This is a genomic window from Microbacterium pasadenense (assembly GCF_047246565.1).
Classification (GTDB): Bacteria; Actinomycetota; Actinomycetes; order Actinomycetales; family Microbacteriaceae; genus Microbacterium.
The window spans coordinates 813,958-830,389 of the sequence record NZ_JBFOKN010000002.1 but is presented as its reverse complement, the minus strand read 5'-3'; the positions used below and the strand labels follow the sequence as shown (position 1 = coordinate 830,389).

Here is a 16,432-nt window from a genome sequence, read left to right as displayed (position 1 = left end):
AACAGATCAGTTGGACTTCGCCGTGATCCACACGGAGATGCCGATGAGGGCGCCGATGCCGAAGATCCAGATGAACAGACCCTCCGAGACCGGACCCAGCGAGCCGAGGCTGAAACCACCCACGTCTTCGCTCTCCTGGAGGTACATGAGCGCGGAGATGACGTCGCGCTTCTCCTCCGGGGTGAGGGTCATGTCGTTGAACACGGGCATGTTCTGCGGGCCGGTGACCATGGCGGCATAGATGTGCAGCGGGCTGGTCCCGGTCAGTGCCGGCGCGTACTTGCCCTCGGTCAGCGCGCCACCGGCGGCGGCGACGTTGTGGCACATGGCGCAGTTGATGCGGAAGAGCTCGGCGCCGGCCGTGAGGTCGCCTTCGCCGTCGAGGATCCGGTCGTCGGGGTACGACGGGCCGGGGGCCTCGGACTGCACCCAGGCGGCCATCGCCTCGATCTGCTCCTGCGTGAACTGCGGGGACTTCTGCGGCGCCTGCGGCCCCTGCATCTGCAGCGGCATGCGACCGGTGGCGACCTGGAATTCGACGGACAGCTCGCCGACGCCGAACAGCGAGGGGCCGTCGTCGGTGCCTTCCAGGTTCAGGCCGTGGCACGTCGCGCAGTTGGCCTGGAACAGCTTCTTGCCGTCCTCGACCGTCAGCTGCGACTCGGCGGCGGAGGGTTCGGTGGATGCCATCGCCGCGGATGCGCCCGCGTAGATGCCACCCGTCAGCAGGAGGCCGACGCCGATGAGGGCGGCAGCAGCCCACTTGCTGCGACGGCCGGTCTGCCGACGCGGGGTCTTGGATGCCATGGAGGAACTCAGCTCCGCTCTCGTTACTTGAGGAAGTAGATGACGGCGAACAGGACGAGCCACACGACGTCGACGAAGTGCCAGTAGTACGACACGACGATGGCGGTGGTCATCTCCTTACGCCCGAAATTCTTGACCGCGAACGCGCGACCGATCACCAGCAGGAAGGCGATAAGGCCGCCGGCGACGTGAAGGGCGTGGAAGCCCGTCGTCAGGTAGAACGCCGATCCGTACGAGTCGGCGCTGATCGGCATGCCTTCCATGACGAGCGTGGCGTACTCCCAGACCTGACCGGACACGAAGATCGCGCCCATGATGAAGGAGAGGAAGAACCACTCGACCATGCCCCACTGGCGGAAGTTCCAGATGGAGCCCCTGCGGTAGGGCTGGAAGCGCTCGGCAGCGAAGACGCCGGCCTGAGCGGTGAACGACGACAGCACCAGGATGAGCGTGTTGACGGCGGCGAAGCCGACGTTCAGCAGCTCGGTGCGCTCGGCCCAGAGGCCCGGCGAGGTGTTGCGGATGGTGAAGTAGATCGCGAAGAGACCTGCGAAGAACATCACCTCGCTGCCCAGCCAGACGATCGTTCCGACGGCTACCGGGTCCGGTCGCTTCACCGAACGCAGTGCCTGGTTGTAGGTCGCAGGAGTGGTCGTCACACCCTCCATTATGGCCGATATTCGGGCGGAGGTTTCGCATCCCTGAAGGTAGTTCTCTCTTTCGGGGGTGTGAGCGTTCGCCGAGGTCTGGCCGGGAGTCGCCTGGGCGTCTGCTGAGTAGGATCGATGACCATGGCGGACATCTCCTCGTGGCCCGGAATCCTGTCGACGCTGCTCGCGGGAGAGGACCTGAGCGTGTCCGAATCGACGTGGGCGATGCGCCAGGTGATGACGGGCGAGGCCACGCCGTCGCAGCTCGCGGGGTTCCTCATCGCACTGCGCGCCAAGGGCGAGACGGTCGACGAGATCGTCGGGTTCCGCGACGCCATCCTCGAAGCCGCGGTGCCGCTCCCGGTGCCCGCGGACGTGCTCGACATCGTCGGCACCGGCGGCGATCGTTATGGAACCGTCAACGTGTCCACAACGGCATCCGTCGTCGTGGCCGGGGCCGGCGTGCCCGTCGTGAAGCACGGCAACAAGGCCGCCAGCTCCAAGTCCGGTTCCTCGGACGTGCTGGCCGCGCTCGGGATAGACCTCGCGCAGAGCCCGGAACGGGTGGCAGCGGTCCTCGCCGAGGTCGGGATCACGTTCGCGTACGCGTCGGCGTTCCATCCCGGCTTCCGTCACGCGGGACCGACCCGCGCCGAGCTCGGCATCCCGACCGTCTTCAACTTCCTCGGTCCGCTCTGCAACCCGGCGCGCGCCGAGGCCAACGCCGTCGGGGTGGCCCAGCTCGATCGCGTGCCCCTCATCACCGGCGTCTTCCGCACCCGCGGCGCTACGGCACTGGTCTTCCGGGGCGACGACGGCATGGACGAGCTGACGACGACGGGTCACAGCCGGATCTGGGAGGTGAGCCGCGGCGACGTCCGTGAGCACGACCTCGACCCTCGCGACCTCGGCATCGCCCGCGCGGAGATCTCCGACCTCCTCGGCGGCGACGCGACGCACAACGCCGGGATCATCCGGCGCACGCTGGAGGGCGAGGTCGGCCCCGTGCGCGACATCGTCCTCCTGAACGCCGCCGCGGGCATCGTGTCGTACCGCCTCTTCCGCGATCCCGCGCAGCTGCAGCGGCCGTTCGTCGAGCGCCTCGCCGAGGCGCTGACGGATGCCGAGGCCGCCGTCGACACCGGCGCGGCGAAGGCGAAGCTCGACGCATGGGTCGAGGCCTCTACGCGCTGATCGGACCGCGCGGCCGCATCGGTGGCGCGCTGTCGGGCGAGCCGGAGGGACCGGGCTTGTGCGAGGTCGGGTGTGCCGTCCGCGTCGGAGATGCCAACCGGTGGTGTCGGCGGGGACGGCGGGGCGATTCAGAACGGTGCGGTTCCGCTCGGTCCGGGCGATCCTGCAGGGGTGAAGGCAACGGCCGGGGTGGGCGCGTCTTCGCGGTAGGTGCTGCCGAGGGGTGAGGTCCACTCCAGGACGCCACCCGGCAGTTGTCGTACTTTCCAGGCGGTGAACTGCTTCATCGAATGATGCCGTTGGCACAGGTGGGCCAGGTTGCGCAGCTCCGTCTTGCCGCCCTTGGCGTGGTCGTGGGTGTGGTCGATCTCGCAGCGGATCGCCGCGATCCGGCAGCCGGGGAATCGGCAATGCTGGTCCCGTGTCTGCAGATGTCGCCGCATGGGAAGCGGCACCCGGTACACGTCGACAGCTGTGGTGGTGCCCGTGACGGGGTCGGTGAAGATCCGCTCCCAGATCCCGACCGCCCCCGCGAGGGTGCGAGCGGCCCCCGCGTCGATCGGGGAGCGCCCCATCAGGTCGACCGGTCCGTGATCGGTGCCGTCGAGGACCCCGATCGGCAGCACGACCTGTACCCGCGCGCGGATCGCGCCGAGCGGACCCGCCGTCGCGTCGACGCTGTCATCCAATGCGGGGGTGCCGGCGAGCAGCAGGTCGGCGAACACGTCGGCCCGCACGAGGTCGATCCCGCGCGCGTCCGTCGCCACGACGGCGGTGTCGGTGCCGGTGGCGGTCGCGACGGCGTTGCCGACCGGGGGCAGTCCGAACGCTGCACTGCCCAGCTGGGCCTCGGCCCGCTCGGCTTCCGCCCGCTCCGCCTCGGCCCGCTCGGCGCGGGTGTCCATGATCGCCCGGGCCTGCTGCGTCAGCCGGTCATGGATCCCCTCCGCCAGCACCGTGGGAAGCGTCGCGATCAGATCCGACATGCCGTCCCTGCCCGGCACGAGTCGCACGCACCGGCCCGCGGCTGCGTTCTCGTGACGCTCTGTGAACGACCGCGGGTGCATCCGCTGCGCGATGATCTCCAGCTCCGCCCGCACCCGGTTGGGCGTGTCCTTCTCGCACCGCACGATCGCCGCCGCTTCGAAATCCGCCCGCAGCTCGAGCGGTACGACGCCGCCCGCATCCACGATCACCAGGACATGCCCGCGCGTGATCCGGCCCGTCTCCCATGCGGCCAGTGCCGCCGGGTAGCCCTCCACGATCGTGCGAGCCTCGTCGATGCGCCGCTGCACGGTCCGGTCGGTGGTGCGCATGATGCCGCCTACTTCGGCCGCGATCGACCGCAACGCCATGTCGTGGACCCGCACCCGAGACCCGCTGCCCGCGGCTTGATTCTCCGCGAGCCGACCCGCCCGCGCGAGCACCCGGAGCTGTTCGATCTGCACCGCGGCGAGCCGCCGCTCCAAGCCCTCGACGTCGTGCACGACGGCGGCGAGGGACGCGAGGTAGGCGTCCGATCCCGGTGTCTCCGCGGTGCTGTTCATACCCCCATTCTGACGAGGGCCACCGACATCCGACCCGCTCACCAGCGGAGTTATCCACAGGCGAGCGGAGGCGGATCAGCTGTCCCTGGCGGGCTCCGGACCATCTTCCGGAGCGGTGGCAGGGGCCGAGACGACCCGTGCCGGTGCGCCTGGTCATGAGGTTGCCGACCATGACCGACACCGTCGCGAGCGCTGAAACGAGGTTTCGCAGAAGAAGGCGGGCCTCGCCGAGATCATCGGAATCCTGGGAATCCTGGGCGGCACCGCCCTTGATGGTCGCGGGGATCGTCGTCTGGTCGTCATCCAGCACCACGCCCTCGAGATGTCGGGCGGCAAGACCTACGCTGAACTCGATATGGATGACTCGGTGCGCGCGACCCTCATGAACGCCTCCTTCCTCCGAGCGTCGCTGTTCACCTCGGCGGTGTCCTTCGGTGTCGCGGCGTCCGTGATGGGAGTCGGAGTCCTCTCGCTCCGCTTCGGCGCCGCACGCCGCAGCCTCGCCGCGATCCCGCTCGTCGTCCGACGAGCCGCGCTCGTCTGAGACAGCCATGAACCCCGTCGACGCCCTGACCGAGATCGCCGAGCTGCTCGAGCGGGACCGGTCGTCCCGCTACAAGTCCAAGGCGTTCCGCGCCGCGGCGCAGACCGTAGCCGGCCTCAGTGAGGCCGAGCTCGCCGACACCGCCCGACTGAGATCCCGGAAGGGCATCGGCGACTCGACCTTCGCGGTCATCACCGAGGCGCTCTCGGGCGTCGTGCCGGCGTACCTCGTCGAGCTCCGCGACCGCGTCGCCCCGCCCACGGAGTCGGCGCTCCGGAGCGCCCTGCGGGGCGACCTGCACTCCCACTCGGAGTGGTCGGACGGTCTGACCTCGATCGATCTGATGGTGGATGCGGCGCGCGCGCTCGGCCACGAGTACCTCGCGCTGACCGACCACTCGCCGCGGCTCCGCGTCGCGCGCGGGCTGTCGTCGGAGCGCCTGCGGGAGCAGCTCGAACTGGTGCCCGGTTTCGCGGCGGACGGGTTCACGCTGCTGAGCGGCATCGAGGTCGACATCCTCGACGAAGGCGCGCTCGATCAGGAGAACGCCCTCCTCGACGAGCTCGACATCGTGGTGGCATCCGCTCACTCGAAGCTCCGCATGGACGCTCGCCCGATGACGCGTCGTCTGGTCGCCGCGGTCGCCAACCCGCGTGTCGACGTGCTCGGCCACGTCACCGGGCGTCTCGTGAGCGGGGCTCGCGGGACGCGACCTCCGTCGGAGTTCGACGCGCGGGCCGTGTTCGAGGCGTGCGCCGAGCATGGCGTCGCGGTGGAGATCAATTCGCGGCCCGAACGCGAGGACCCGCCCGACGATTTGCTGGCCCTCGCCGCCGAGATCGGATGCCTCTTCGCGATCGACTCCGACGCCCATGCCCCCGGTCAGCTGTCGCTGCTGGACTACGGCGCCGTCCGGGCGGAACGGGCCGGGATCCCCGCGGAACGGGTGATCACGACGTGGCCGCTCGACCGGCTGCGGGCGTGGACGCGAGAGCGGTAGGCACGCGCCGGCGCGGCCGAGCGGGTGACCGACGCCCCGTGATCAGGCGCGCGCGGTGATCGCGTCGGTCGCGCGCGTGGCCGACGAACCGAGCGACCACAGCTCGGCGAAGGCGGTGACGGCATCGGCATCCGGGGCGCGCAGCCGGGACTCGACGTCGGGAAGCTCCAGGGTGCGGACCACTTCGACGACGGTCGGCGCGACCGCCAGGTAGTCGGCGGCCGCCGTGATCTTGGCACGGACGCCGGCGCTCATGCCGTCACCCGCCTCGGCTGCGGCCACGATGCCGGCGAGGTCGCCGTGCGCCGCAAGGAGCGTCGCCGCCGTTTTCTCTCCGACGCCCGCGACGCCCGGCAGTCCGTCGGACGCATCGCCGCGCATGACGGCGAAGTCGGCGTACTGCGTCGGGAGGATGCGGTACTTCTCGACGACGACCGCGTCGGTCAGGACCTCGAGATTGCTCATCCCGCGGCCGGTGTAGACGACCCGGATGCCGCGGGAGTCGTCCACGAGCTGGAAGAGGTCGCGGTCGCCGGTGATGACGTCGACCGGCATGTCGCTCTGCGATGCGAGGCTGCCGATGACGTCGTCGGCTTCGTGATCCGCGGCGCCGACGATCGGGATGCCCATGGTGGCCAGCGCCTCGCGGATGATCGGCACCTGGACCTCGAGCGGATCGGGGACCACCTCGACGTCGGGGCCCGCCGGGATGACCTCGGCGACCCGGTGGGTCTTGTAGCTCGGAATGAGGTCGACGCGCCACTGCGGGCGCCAGTCGTCATCCCAGCAGGCGATGACATGGGTGGGCTCGTACGTCGTGACGAGCTTCGCGATCATGTCGAGGAGGCCGCGGACCGCGTTGACGGGTGTGCCGTCGGGCGCCTTGACGGTGTCGGGCACGCCGTAGAACGCGCGGAAATAGAGGCTCGCAGTGTCGAGGAGCATGAGGCGGTCGGTCACGCGACCATCCTGGCACTCAGCAGCCCGGACCGCCCGGGTCCTCGTCGCAGCTGCGGTCGACGAGCGCCGTCTCGACCTCGACGACGCGGATGCCGGTGCCGGCGGACTCGACCGTGAGCAGTCCGGCGATCGGGAACCAGCCGAACCCGGCATTCCCGGCCGCGGCGTACCGGACCTCGACCCGCGCCGTGTAGTCGCCGGGCTCACCGTAGCTGTGGCTGGTCGCCGTGGCCGAGAACTGCGGCGCATCGAGGTCGGCCCACTCGGTCCCCGGCGTCGTGGTCTCCTGGCTCGCGCCGTCGCCGTAATGGAACAGGTACGACACCGGTGTGAACCGGACGGTGACGGGAACGCCGAAGATCGCGCCGTCGACGCTCTCCGGGCCGGCGTCGACGACGAAGTTGGTCGGCATCCCCACCACGCCGACGCCGTCCGGCTCGGCGACGAAGGACGGGGATGCCGGTGCGTAGGCCGCGACGTCGCCGATCGTCGCGGTGGTGATGTCGACGCCGGGCTCCGCCGGGTCACCCGCCTCGGGCTCGTCGTCGGCGACCGGGGTCGTACCCCGGCAGACGCTGTCGTACGGGCAGCGCGCGATCCACTCCTCGAAGGTCAGCCCGCCCGGATAGACCCGGTCCGCCTCTTCGTGGCGGACGGGACCGCCCGGTCCGCCGCCGTCAGGCGTCCCCGGCGGGCGGCTGCCGCCCGGCGATCGATCAACGTCCCGGGTGACCTTCGACGCGTCGATCGTGACCGATGAGCCGTTGTTCGATGAATCGCACGAGGTCCATACGGATTCGGCGCCACAACCACTAGCGCCAGTACTGAGCGCTAGCGCTAAGGGTGCCGCGAGGACCGTGGTCAGCCACATGGTTGGTCACCTTGAGTCTGGCTCGAAGAAATCCGGAGATCGGTTCCCGAGGGCGTGACCGAAGCGAGCACAACCCGCAACTCCTGGAGGTCGTTGCGATCGTCAGGAACGACGGAAGTTCCGTCGGGTCTTCTGATCTCAACGTCCGATACGTCGAGACACACATCGAGAATGGCTTCGCGACTAGCTTGCGAATACTCCACGAGACTTACGTCAGCGAGACTCGTTTCTCCTTCCTTCCTGAGTCCTTCTGAATGAAGGCTCGTCAGTTCCTTCTTCGATCCGTTCAAGGCGTCCCCTGCAAGCAGGGCATACACCGGCTCGAAGGTCGCCGGATCCGACAGGTCGACATCGTTCAGCGCATCGACGTATGCGCGGTAGGTCGCCTCGGCCGCGGCGAAGGCCTCCTCCTCCGACGCGAAGCCCGTCGGGGTGGGGGACGGGACGGGGGAGCCCGGCGCGCAGCCGGTCACCGAGGCGAGCAGGGCGACCGCGACCGACCACCGCAGCGCTCGCCGACCTCCTGACATGCGACCACCGTAGTGAGCGGGACGGCCGGCCACGACGGTTTTCCACAGGTCGTAGGCTGGATCCGACGATTCCGGCGATGGGGGAGAACATGTCGTTCGGGGCTGCGGCATCCGTCCCTCGGGGCACCCGACCCGCCGCGGGCGATCCCTGCCCGTGCGGCGGCGGAGCCTTCGGTGCCTGCTGCGGACCGATCCTCGCCGGCGACGCCGCTCCCACGGCGGAGCGCCTCATGCGCTCGCGGTACACCGCGTTCGCCGTCGGTGACGCGCAGCACCTCCGCGACACGTGGTTCCCGGCGACGCGGCCGGCCACGGTCGCTCTGGATGCCGCGACCCGCTGGCGCCGACTGGAGATCGTCGCGACCGGCGGCGAGCCGGGTGCGGACAGCGCGACCGTCCGCTTCCGGGCGTCCTGGGCGGATGAGCGCTCGCGGCGGGGTGGCGTCATGGAGGAGGACAGCCGCTTCGTTCGGCGATCCGGTCGCTGGTACTACGTCGACGCGGTCTGATACCCTGAAGCGTCACACGAGTGGCCCTTGAGTCACGCCCGTGCGGCATCGCAACACCTTCCACCACGCTTCGAGCGGTTCCCGTGCGTCCTCGTACGGTCGGCCCCGAGGCCCGACGACAACACCATCCAAGGACAACCCCCTACATGACTAACGCAACGACCGCCCCGGCCACCAAGCAGGTCGCCATCAACGACATCGGATCTGCTGAGGACTTCCTGGCCGCGGTCGAACTGACCCTGAAGTTCTTCAACGACGGCGACCTCATCGAAGGAACCGTCGTGAAGATCGACCGCGACGAGGTCCTCCTCGACGTCGGTTACAAGACCGAGGGCGTCATCCCCTCGCGCGAACTCTCCATCAAGCACGACGTCGACCCCAACGAGGTCGTCAACGTCGGCGACCAGGTGGAAGCCCTCGTCCTCCAGAAGGAGGACAAGGAAGGCCGCCTCATCCTGTCCAAGAAGCGCGCACAGTACGAGCGCGCGTGGGGCGACGTCGAGAAGATCAAGGAGAACGACGGTGTCGTGACCGGTTCGGTCATCGAGGTCGTCAAGGGTGGTCTGATCGTCGACATCGGCCTCCGCGGCTTCCTGCCCGCGTCGCTCATCGAGCTCCGCCGCGTCCGCGACCTGACGCCGTACCTCGGCCAGGAGATCGAGGCCAAGATCCTCGAACTCGACAAGAACCGCAACAACGTCGTGCTCTCGCGTCGTGCGCTGCTCGAGCAGACCCAGTCGGAGTCGCGCTCGAATTTCCTCAACAACCTCCACAAGGGCCAGGTCCGCAAGGGCACCGTCTCGTCGATCGTCAACTTCGGTGCGTTCGTCGACCTCGGTGGCGTCGACGGTCTCGTCCACGTCTCGGAGCTCTCGTGGAAGCACATCGAGCACGCATCCGAGGTCGTCGAGGTCGGCCAGGAGGTCACCGTCGAGATCCTCGAGGTGGACCTGGACCGCGAGCGCGTCTCGCTGTCGCTCAAGGCGACCCAGGAGGACCCGTGGCAGGTCTTCGCCCGTACCCACGCGATCGGTCAGGTCGCCCCGGGTAAGGTCACGAAGCTCGTCCCGTTCGGTGCGTTCGTCCGCGTCGCCGACGGCATCGAGGGCCTCGTCCACATCTCCGAGCTCTCCGGCAAGCACGTCGAGCTCGCCGAGCAGGTCGTCTCGGTCGGCGAAGAGGTCTTCATCAAGATCATCGACATCGACCTCGAGCGTCGTCGCATCTCGCTCTCGCTCAAGCAGGCGAACGAGTCGGTCGACCCGAACGGCACCGAGTTCGACCCGGCGCTGTACGGCATGGTCACCGAGTACGACGAGAACGGCGAGTACAAGTACCCCGAGGGCTTCGACCCCGAGACCAACCAGTGGAAGGAGGGCTTCGACGAGGCCCGCCTCGCCTGGGAGGCCGAGTACGCCGCTGCTCAGGGTCGCTGGGAGGCTCACAAGGCTGCCGTCACGAAGGCTCTCGAGGCCGAGGCTGCGGCTCCCGCCGAGACCGGTGGCTCGACCTTCTCGTCCGACGTCGCCGGCGGCGCCGGCACGCTGGCCGACGACGAGGCGCTGGCTGCGCTTCGCGAGAAGCTGTCCGGTCGCTGATCGAACACTCACCACCCGAGGGGTCGGAGCTTCGTGCTCCGGCCCCTCGGTCGTTTCCCGGGACGGATGCCGCCCCTCCCCGGGTGCCGGTCGCCGCTGATCGGGACGGCGGAACGGTAACGTTCTGATGTGGCATCTCCGGAGCATCAGGGCACTCGTCGTGGGGAATCCGGCGAGCCGGGTCGCCCGCCGCGTCGACTCTTCGGCGACCTCGGGGCGATGCCGCTGACGGAGCTCCGGGAACGCGTCGTCGCGAACAACCAGCTCATCCTCACCGCGATCGTCGCGGGCATCTACCTCACCGGCATCACGGCGGGGTGGCTCCGGAACGCTCCGCAGTTCGCCACCGGCGTGGTGATCATCCTGGTCGCCGCCCTCGCCAGTCTCGCCGTGCCGTGGTCGCGCCTCCACCCGTCGTGGGTCGCCGCCGTCCCGCTCGTCGACATCGTCGCGATCGCGCTGATGCGCTCGTCGGACGTTCCCGGTGTCGCACTGCTCTGGGCGTTCCCCGTGATGTGGCTGTCTTCGCTCAGCCGCCTCTGGTTCGTCGTCTCGTGCGTCTCCACCATCGCGGCCTACTGGATCACGCAGGCGTTGATGCCGCGGTTCGAGTGGACGTGGGCGGTCATCGTCCTCCCGGCCGTCATCGTCGCGATCGGCGCCTCCGCCGACAACGCCACGCGTCGGTTCGCCGCGCAGCGGGCACTGCTGCGCACGCAGACGGACCGGCTCACGGCGGCGCTGCGGCACGCGAGTCGTCAGGAGCTGCTCCTCACCGAGGTCCTCGACACCGTCGACTTCGGGGTGCTCCGGTTCGGGCCGACCGGTGACATCACCTTCGTCAACGACGCGCTGGGGCGGTTCCAGCAGCGCATCCCGACCTTCGGCAAGCTCGACCCGGTCGAGGGCATCTTCGCGGCGGACGGGCAGACGCCGCTCGAGCCCACCGAGCGTCCGCTCGCCCGACTGGTGCGCGGGGAGTCCTTCACCGACCTCGTCGTCTGGTATCCGGTCTCGGAATCCCGCCGTGCCGCCCTCAGCCTGACCGCCCGGATGATGACGGATGCCGACGGTCAGCCGGCCGGCGCCGTCCTGGTGGCCCGTGATGTGACCGAGGAGCGGACCGCGCTGAAGGCGCGGGACAGCCTCGTGGCATCCGTCTCGCACGAGCTGCGGACGCCGCTCACGTCGATCCTCGGCTACCTCGAGCTCGCGCTCGACGCCGACGGCGTCCCCGACGGCGTTCGCCGCCAGGTCGACGTCGCCTATCGCAACAGCGAACGACTGCTCGGGATCGTCTCGGGGATCCTGGCCGCCTCGACGGCCTCGCGGATGTCGGCCGAGGTGACCCTGTCGCCGGTGGACTGCGATCTCGGCGCGCTGCTGCGGGCGTCGGCCTCGGACCTCGGTCCGATCGCCCGGGAGCGCGCCATCCGCATCGACACCGACGACGTCCCGTCGGTGTCGGCGTTCATCGATCCCGCACGGGTCCGGCAGGTCATCGACAACCTCGTCAGCAACGCGATCAAGTTCAACCGGGACGGCGGCACGGTCACGCTCGGCAGCTCGACGGACGGTGTGCACACCTGGTTCCTCGTCCGGGACTCCGGCATCGGGCTCTCCGGCGACGACCAGGATCGCGTGTTCGAGAGGTTCTTCCGTGCCGAGAGCGGGGTCCCGGGCACGGGGCTCGGGCTCGCCATCAGCCGGGAGATCGTGCAGGCGCACGGCGGCGAGATCACGCTGACCTCCACCCTGGGCCTCGGGACGACCTTCATGGTGCAGCTGCCCGCGACCGCCACGGTCGCCGCGTCCGGCGTCCCGGAGGACCCGGATGCCGATCCCCGCCCGGAGGCGCTGCGATGAGACTCGATCTGCTGACCGCGGTGGTCATGACCGCGATCGTCGCGCTCGTCGCCGCGACGATCTTCGTGGTGGAGACCCTGCGTCGCCGCGACACCGGAGCCGGCCGGCTCTGGGCGGTGGGGTACCTGTGCGGTGCCGCCACGACCTTCGCCTACATCTCGTGGGCCGCCGGTGTCGGCGGCGCCGTCGCCATCGCGATCGGCAACGCGGCGTTCACGCTCACGCCCGGATTCATCTGGCTCGGGAACCGGCGCTACAACGACCGTGCGCTCACGCTCTCGGGCGGCATCGTCGGGGTTCTCGCGGTCGCCGTGTTCGTCTCGGCGCTGATCCGCGTGCCGGCGGAGGGCAGCTGGGGAGGGTGGAGCGTCATGGCCGCGACCATCGTGGTGTTCTTCGGGCTCGGCGGCGCGGAGGCGCTCCGCCGTCCCATGGGGCGTGTCGGCAACGCGCGGCTGTTCTCCGGGGTCCTGTTCGCCGGCGCCCTGTACTACGCGCTCCGCCTGATCGCCTACCTGGCGGCCGGGCCGCAGAGCGAGTTCTTCGACACCTGGTTCGGCTCGATCTCCGCCAACATCGCCACCGTCGTCCTGACGATGGTGGCCGTCGTCGTCACCTCCCTCCTGCGTGCGACGAAGAGCGCGACCCAGCGGTACGAATGGCTGAGCGACAACGGGATCGCGGCGGACGGGGTGCGCCTGGCGGGAAGCTACCGGGACGCTCTCGCCGACCTGATCGAACGGGCCGGATGGCGTCAGGAGCCGGTCAGCGTCGTGGTCGTCCACATCGACGGGCTCGATGAGATGGCGGCGGCGTTCGGAACGGATGCCACGGACGAGGTCGTCGCCGCATGGCGCGGCGCGGTGCGACGGTACGCGCCCGCGGCCGCCCTCGTGGGCGAGGACAGCGACTCGACGCTCTCGGTGTGCGGCCTGGCGACCACGGCGGCCGACGCACGGCGTCAGGCGGCTGCCATCTATCGCGGCTGCATCGACGAGCTCGCCGGCAGCCCCACCGGGCTGCTCCCGGTCATCGGCGTGGGCGTGGCGCTCACCGAGACGGTGGGCTACGACACCGTCCCGCTGCTCGACTCCGCGCGCACGGCAGCCGTGCGGGCGGCGCGCAACCTCGAGGCATCCGTCCTCTTCGGCGGACTCGAGGACGCGCGCTCGCGGTTGACATGAGCGCGCCGTGGCATCCTCGAAGGGTGACTCTTCTCGCTCTCACCGGCGGCATCGCGTCGGGCAAGTCCACGATCGCCCGTCGCCTCTCCGAGCACGGCGCCGTCGTCATCGACGCCGACCGGATCGTCCGATCCGTGCAGCAGCCCGGTTCGCCGGTCCTCGACGCCATCGCGGCGGCGTTCGGCGCCGACGTCATCACCGCGATGGGGGAGCTCGACCGGCCGCTGCTCGCGCAGCGCGCCTTCGGCGACGCGGAGGCGGTCGCGCGTCTGAACGGGATCGTCCACCCGGCCGTCCGGGCCGAGTCGGCGCGGCGGTTCGCCGAAGCCCTCGACGCCGACCCGCGTGCGATCGTCGTGTACGACGTCCCGCTGCTCGTGGAGGCGCGCGCGGAGGACCCGTGGGAGCTCGTCGTGGTCGCGCATGCGCCCGCATCCCAGCGGCGGCAGCGGCTCATCGACCTGCGGGGCATGTCGCCCGAGGAAGCCGACGCGCGTCTGGCCGCGCAGGTGGACGACGAGCAGCGGCTCGCTCTCGCCGACGTCGTGATCGACACGACGGGGACGATGGCCGACACGCTCGCGCAGACGGACCGGCTCTGGGAGCGGCTCCGCGCCGAGCAGACGGCCGCGGACTGACCCAGGCGCCTGCCAGGGCGCACGCCCACGGCGAACGCCCGGCCCGGTGTCGGTGGCCCCGCCTACCCTGGAAGGATGCAGACCACTCGATCCGTCCGCCCCTTCGAGGTCGTCAGCGAGTACATGCCGAACGGCGACCAGCCGAAGGCGATCGCAGAGCTCGCCGCCCGCATCAACGCCGGCGAGACCGACGTCGTCCTGCTCGGCGCGACCGGTACCGGCAAGTCGGCGACGACCGCCTGGCTCATCGAGCAGGTGCAGCGGCCGACGCTCGTGATGGCCCACAACAAGACCCTGGCCGCGCAGCTGGCCAACGAGTTCCGCGACCTCATGCCGAACAACGCGGTCGAGTACTTCGTCAGCTACTACGACTACTACCAGCCCGAGGCCTACGTCCCGCAGACGGACACCTTCATCGAGAAGGACTCGTCCATCAACGCCGAGGTGGAGCGACTGCGTCACTCGACGACGAACTCACTGCTCAGCCGCCGCGACGTCGTGGTGGTCTCCACCGTCTCGTGCATCTACGGCCTCGGCGCGCCCGAGGAATACCTGCGCGCGATGGTCGCGCTGCAGGTGGGGGAGCGCTACGACCGCGACGCGCTCATCCGGAAGTTCATCGCCATGCAGTACAACCGCAACGACGTCGACTTCTCGCGCGGCAACTTCCGCGTGCGGGGCGACACGATCGAGATCATCCCGGTGTACGAGGAGTACGCCGTGCGGATCGAGCTCTTCGGCGACGAGATCGAAGGACTGTACATGCTGCACCCGCTGACGGGTGACGTCGTCCAGAAGCTCGAGAGCGTCCCGATCTTCCCGGCATCCCACTACGTCGCGGGCACCGACACGGTGCAGCGCGCGATCAAGACGATCGAGCACGAGCTCGAGGAGCGCCTGAAGGAGTTCGAGTCCCAGGGCAAGCTGCTCGAAGCGCAGCGCCTTCGCATGCGCACGACCTTCGACCTCGAGATGCTGCAGCAGCTCGGGTTCTGCTCCGGGATCGAGAACTACTCCCGTCACCTCGACGGACGGATGCCGGGCGAGGCGCCGCACACGCTGCTCGACTTCTTCCCCGACGACTTCCTGCTCGTCATCGACGAGTCGCACGTCACCGTGCCGCAGATCGGGGCGATGTACGAGGGGGATGCGTCGCGCAAGCGCACGCTCGTGGACCACGGGTTCCGGCTGCCGAGCGCCATGGACAACCGGCCGCTGCGATTCGACGAGTTCAAGCAGCGCGTCGGCCAGAGCGTCTACCTCTCCGCGACACCCGGGCGGTACGAGATGGGCATCGCGGACGGCGTCGTCGAGCAGATCATCCGTCCCACCGGTCTCGTGGACCCCCAGATCATCGTGAAGCCCTCGAAGGGTCAGATCGACGACCTGCTCGAGGAGATCCGGCTCCGCGTCGACCGTGACGAGCGCATCCTCGTGACGACCCTGACGAAGAAGATGGCAGAGGAGCTCACCGACTTCCTCGGTGAGCACGGGGTCCGGGTGCGTTACCTGCACTCCGACGTCGACACCCTGCGACGGGTCGAGCTGCTCACCGAGCTCCGGCAGGGGGTGTACGACGTGCTCGTCGGCATCAACCTCCTCCGTGAGGGTCTCGACCTTCCGGAGGTGTCCCTCGTCGCGATCCTGGATGCCGACAAGGAAGGCTTCCTCCGGTCGGGGACCTCGCTCATCCAGACCATCGGGCGCGCTGCGCGAAACGTCTCGGGCGAGGTGCACATGTACGCCGACAAGATGACCGACTCCATGAGCGCGGCGATCGAGGAGACGGACCGGCGTCGCGAGAAGCAGATCGCGTACAACCTCGAGAACGGCATCGACCCGCAGCCGCTGCGCAAGCGGATCGCCGACATCACCGATGCCCTGGCCCGCGAGGCATCCGACACGCAGGAGATGCTCAACAGCCGGAGCGCCGGCAAGACGAAGTCCGGCAAGGGCAAGAGCCCGACTCCGCAGCTGCGACGCGAAGGCATCGCCGCCGAGGGTGCCAATCAGCTCGAGGCGACGATCGCCGACCTGTCGGCGCAGATGCTCGCCGCCGCTGACGAGCTCAAGTTCGAGCTCGCCGGGCGACTCCGCGACGAGGTGCAGGACCTCAAGAAGGAGCTGCGGGCCATGGAGCGCGCCGGGCACGCCTGAGACTCACCGTGCGGCGGACGGCTGGGCCGTGCCGCCGACCCGGGGGTTCGGGCGCATGGCGCCGGCCGTGGCAGCCGCCTCCGGCGATCACCCGATCGTCGAGCGGAGGTCAGGGGCAGTGCATGCGCGGGCGCTCGCCGGAACGGTCGAACGTGTGGGCCGACATCGGCGCGCCGCAGAGCGGGCACGCGCGCTCGGTCCGCACGGGCTCCGGCTCGGTCTCGTAGGGGCCGACGGACGCCGGCCCGGCGTAGCGGATGAGGCGGCTGTTCCAATAGGCGTACCAGCCGCCGGCCGCACGTACGCGCTCGCGGAGGCGGGGTCGTTCCGGTGTGGGCTCGGGCATGTTCCTTAGTGTACTAAGGATTAGGGAGGAT

The 16,432-nt window shown here is 69.6% G+C and carries 16 protein-coding genes; 9 read left to right on the top strand and 7 right to left on the bottom strand.

Annotated elements, in window-relative coordinates; all coding sequences use genetic code 11:
- Window positions 1-6 precede the first annotated feature (6 nt).
- Together qcrC and ctaE are read right to left on the bottom strand one after the other, a co-directional pair.
- Window positions 7-807: a cytochrome bc1 complex diheme cytochrome c subunit gene (gene qcrC / locus AB3M83_RS10170; protein WP_412947691.1), complete on the bottom strand. Its 801-nt coding sequence runs from the start codon at window positions 805-807 to the stop codon at window positions 7-9.
- A gap of 23 nt (window positions 808-830) precedes the next feature.
- Window positions 831-1,475 carry an aa3-type cytochrome oxidase subunit III gene (gene ctaE / locus AB3M83_RS10165; RefSeq protein WP_412947690.1) on the bottom strand — a complete coding sequence of 215 codons (645 nt, stop codon included), beginning with the start codon at window positions 1,473-1,475 and terminating at the stop codon, window positions 831-833.
- A 123-nt stretch (window positions 1,476-1,598) separates the two neighbouring features.
- Here ctaE and trpD point away from each other — a divergent pair, with 123 nt between their 5' ends.
- On the top strand, window positions 1,599-2,651 hold the full coding sequence (gene trpD / locus AB3M83_RS10160) for an anthranilate phosphoribosyltransferase (protein ID WP_412947687.1): 1,053 nt from the start codon (window positions 1,599-1,601) through the stop codon (window positions 2,649-2,651).
- A gap of 128 nt (window positions 2,652-2,779) precedes the next feature.
- Here the strand turns inward: trpD and AB3M83_RS10155 are convergent, their stop codons facing one another.
- Entirely contained in the window at window positions 2,780-4,198 is a 1,419-nt protein-coding gene (locus AB3M83_RS10155) for an HNH endonuclease signature motif containing protein (RefSeq protein ID WP_412947685.1), read from the bottom strand.
- A 355-nt stretch (window positions 4,199-4,553) separates the two neighbouring features.
- Between AB3M83_RS10155 and AB3M83_RS10150 the strand changes: the two genes are divergently transcribed.
- Window positions 4,554-4,742 (top strand): hypothetical protein, encoded by a 189-nt coding sequence (locus AB3M83_RS10150; protein ID WP_412947683.1) that lies wholly within the window; start codon window positions 4,554-4,556, stop codon window positions 4,740-4,742.
- 7 nt (window positions 4,743-4,749) lie between these two features.
- The gene (locus AB3M83_RS10145) at window positions 4,750-5,742 is read left to right on the top strand and encodes a PHP domain-containing protein (RefSeq protein ID WP_412947680.1); all 993 of its coding nucleotides are present in this window, start codon (window positions 4,750-4,752) and stop codon (window positions 5,740-5,742) included.
- Window positions 5,743-5,784: 42 nt separating this feature from the next.
- On the opposite strand, the gene AB3M83_RS10140 is transcribed toward AB3M83_RS10145, so the two are convergent.
- From AB3M83_RS10140 to AB3M83_RS10130, 3 genes are read right to left on the bottom strand one after another with little or no spacing between them, the layout of a single operon-like run.
- Window positions 5,785-6,702: a 5'-3' exonuclease gene (locus AB3M83_RS10140; protein ID WP_412947678.1), complete on the bottom strand. Its 918-nt coding sequence runs from the start codon at window positions 6,700-6,702 to the stop codon at window positions 5,785-5,787.
- 16 nt (window positions 6,703-6,718) lie between these two features.
- Window positions 6,719-7,573 carry a hypothetical protein gene (locus AB3M83_RS10135; RefSeq protein ID WP_412947676.1) on the bottom strand — a complete coding sequence of 285 codons (855 nt, stop codon included), beginning with the start codon at window positions 7,571-7,573 and terminating at the stop codon, window positions 6,719-6,721.
- On the bottom strand, window positions 7,564-8,103 hold the full coding sequence (locus tag AB3M83_RS10130) for a hypothetical protein (protein WP_412947675.1): 540 nt from the start codon (window positions 8,101-8,103) through the stop codon (window positions 7,564-7,566). Before AB3M83_RS10130 ends, AB3M83_RS10135 begins: the two co-directional genes overlap by 10 nt.
- A gap of 77 nt (window positions 8,104-8,180) precedes the next feature.
- Between AB3M83_RS10130 and AB3M83_RS10125 the strand changes: the two genes are divergently transcribed.
- The 6 genes from AB3M83_RS10125 to uvrB all read left to right on the top strand — a co-directional run bounded on the left by AB3M83_RS10125 (window position 8,181) and on the right by uvrB (window position 16,055).
- The gene (locus tag AB3M83_RS10125) at window positions 8,181-8,612 is read left to right on the top strand and encodes a YchJ family protein (protein WP_412947674.1); all 432 of its coding nucleotides are present in this window, start codon (window positions 8,181-8,183) and stop codon (window positions 8,610-8,612) included.
- A gap of 146 nt (window positions 8,613-8,758) precedes the next feature.
- Complete coding sequence (rpsA, locus tag AB3M83_RS10120; RefSeq protein ID WP_412947672.1) at window positions 8,759-10,210, top strand: 30S ribosomal protein S1; 1,452 nt, start codon at window positions 8,759-8,761, stop codon at window positions 10,208-10,210.
- Between the two features lie 129 nt (window positions 10,211-10,339).
- Window positions 10,340-12,076, top strand: a complete 1,737-nt coding sequence (locus AB3M83_RS10115; protein WP_412947669.1) for a sensor histidine kinase — start codon at window positions 10,340-10,342, stop codon at window positions 12,074-12,076.
- Window positions 12,073-13,260 (top strand): diguanylate cyclase, encoded by a 1,188-nt coding sequence (locus AB3M83_RS10110; protein ID WP_412947668.1) that lies wholly within the window; start codon window positions 12,073-12,075, stop codon window positions 13,258-13,260. The genes AB3M83_RS10115 and AB3M83_RS10110 overlap by 4 nt, the downstream gene beginning before the upstream one ends.
- A 23-nt stretch (window positions 13,261-13,283) precedes the next feature.
- Window positions 13,284-13,898 (top strand): dephospho-CoA kinase, encoded by a 615-nt coding sequence (gene coaE, locus AB3M83_RS10105; RefSeq protein WP_412947667.1) that lies wholly within the window; start codon window positions 13,284-13,286, stop codon window positions 13,896-13,898.
- Window positions 13,899-13,973: 75 nt separating this feature from the next.
- Window positions 13,974-16,055: an excinuclease ABC subunit UvrB gene (gene uvrB / locus AB3M83_RS10100; RefSeq protein ID WP_412947664.1), complete on the top strand. Its 2,082-nt coding sequence runs from the start codon at window positions 13,974-13,976 to the stop codon at window positions 16,053-16,055.
- Between the two features lie 109 nt (window positions 16,056-16,164).
- Here the strand turns inward: uvrB and AB3M83_RS10095 are convergent, their stop codons facing one another.
- Window positions 16,165-16,401 (bottom strand): hypothetical protein, encoded by a 237-nt coding sequence (locus AB3M83_RS10095; RefSeq protein WP_412947662.1) that lies wholly within the window; start codon window positions 16,399-16,401, stop codon window positions 16,165-16,167.
- Between the last annotated feature and the right edge of the window lie 31 nt (window positions 16,402-16,432).

Bases quoted from the DNA above. Each gene is read 5' to 3' on its own strand.
- qcrC (WP_412947691.1), bottom strand. From the start codon at position 807: ATGGCATCCAAGACCCCGCGTCGGCAGACCGGCCGTCGCAGCAAGTGG.
- ctaE (WP_412947690.1), bottom strand. From the start codon at position 1,475: ATGGAGGGTGTGACGACCACTCCTGCGACCTACAACCAGGCACTGCGT.
- trpD (WP_412947687.1), top strand. From the start codon at position 1,599: ATGGCGGACATCTCCTCGTGGCCCGGAATCCTGTCGACGCTGCTCGCG.
- AB3M83_RS10155 (WP_412947685.1), bottom strand. From the start codon at position 4,198: ATGAACAGCACCGCGGAGACACCGGGATCGGACGCCTACCTCGCGTCC.
- AB3M83_RS10150 (WP_412947683.1), top strand. From the start codon at position 4,554: ATGGATGACTCGGTGCGCGCGACCCTCATGAACGCCTCCTTCCTCCGA.
- AB3M83_RS10145 (WP_412947680.1), top strand. From the start codon at position 4,750: ATGAACCCCGTCGACGCCCTGACCGAGATCGCCGAGCTGCTCGAGCGG.
- AB3M83_RS10135 (WP_412947676.1), bottom strand. From the start codon at position 7,573: ATGTGGCTGACCACGGTCCTCGCGGCACCCTTAGCGCTAGCGCTCAGT.
- AB3M83_RS10130 (WP_412947675.1), bottom strand. From the start codon at position 8,103: ATGTCAGGAGGTCGGCGAGCGCTGCGGTGGTCGGTCGCGGTCGCCCTG.
- AB3M83_RS10125 (WP_412947674.1), top strand. From the start codon at position 8,181: ATGGGGGAGAACATGTCGTTCGGGGCTGCGGCATCCGTCCCTCGGGGC.
- rpsA (WP_412947672.1), top strand. From the start codon at position 8,759: ATGACTAACGCAACGACCGCCCCGGCCACCAAGCAGGTCGCCATCAAC.
- AB3M83_RS10110 (WP_412947668.1), top strand. From the start codon at position 12,073: ATGAGACTCGATCTGCTGACCGCGGTGGTCATGACCGCGATCGTCGCG.
- uvrB (WP_412947664.1), top strand. From the start codon at position 13,974: ATGCAGACCACTCGATCCGTCCGCCCCTTCGAGGTCGTCAGCGAGTAC.
- AB3M83_RS10095 (WP_412947662.1), bottom strand. From the start codon at position 16,401: ATGCCCGAGCCCACACCGGAACGACCCCGCCTCCGCGAGCGCGTACGT.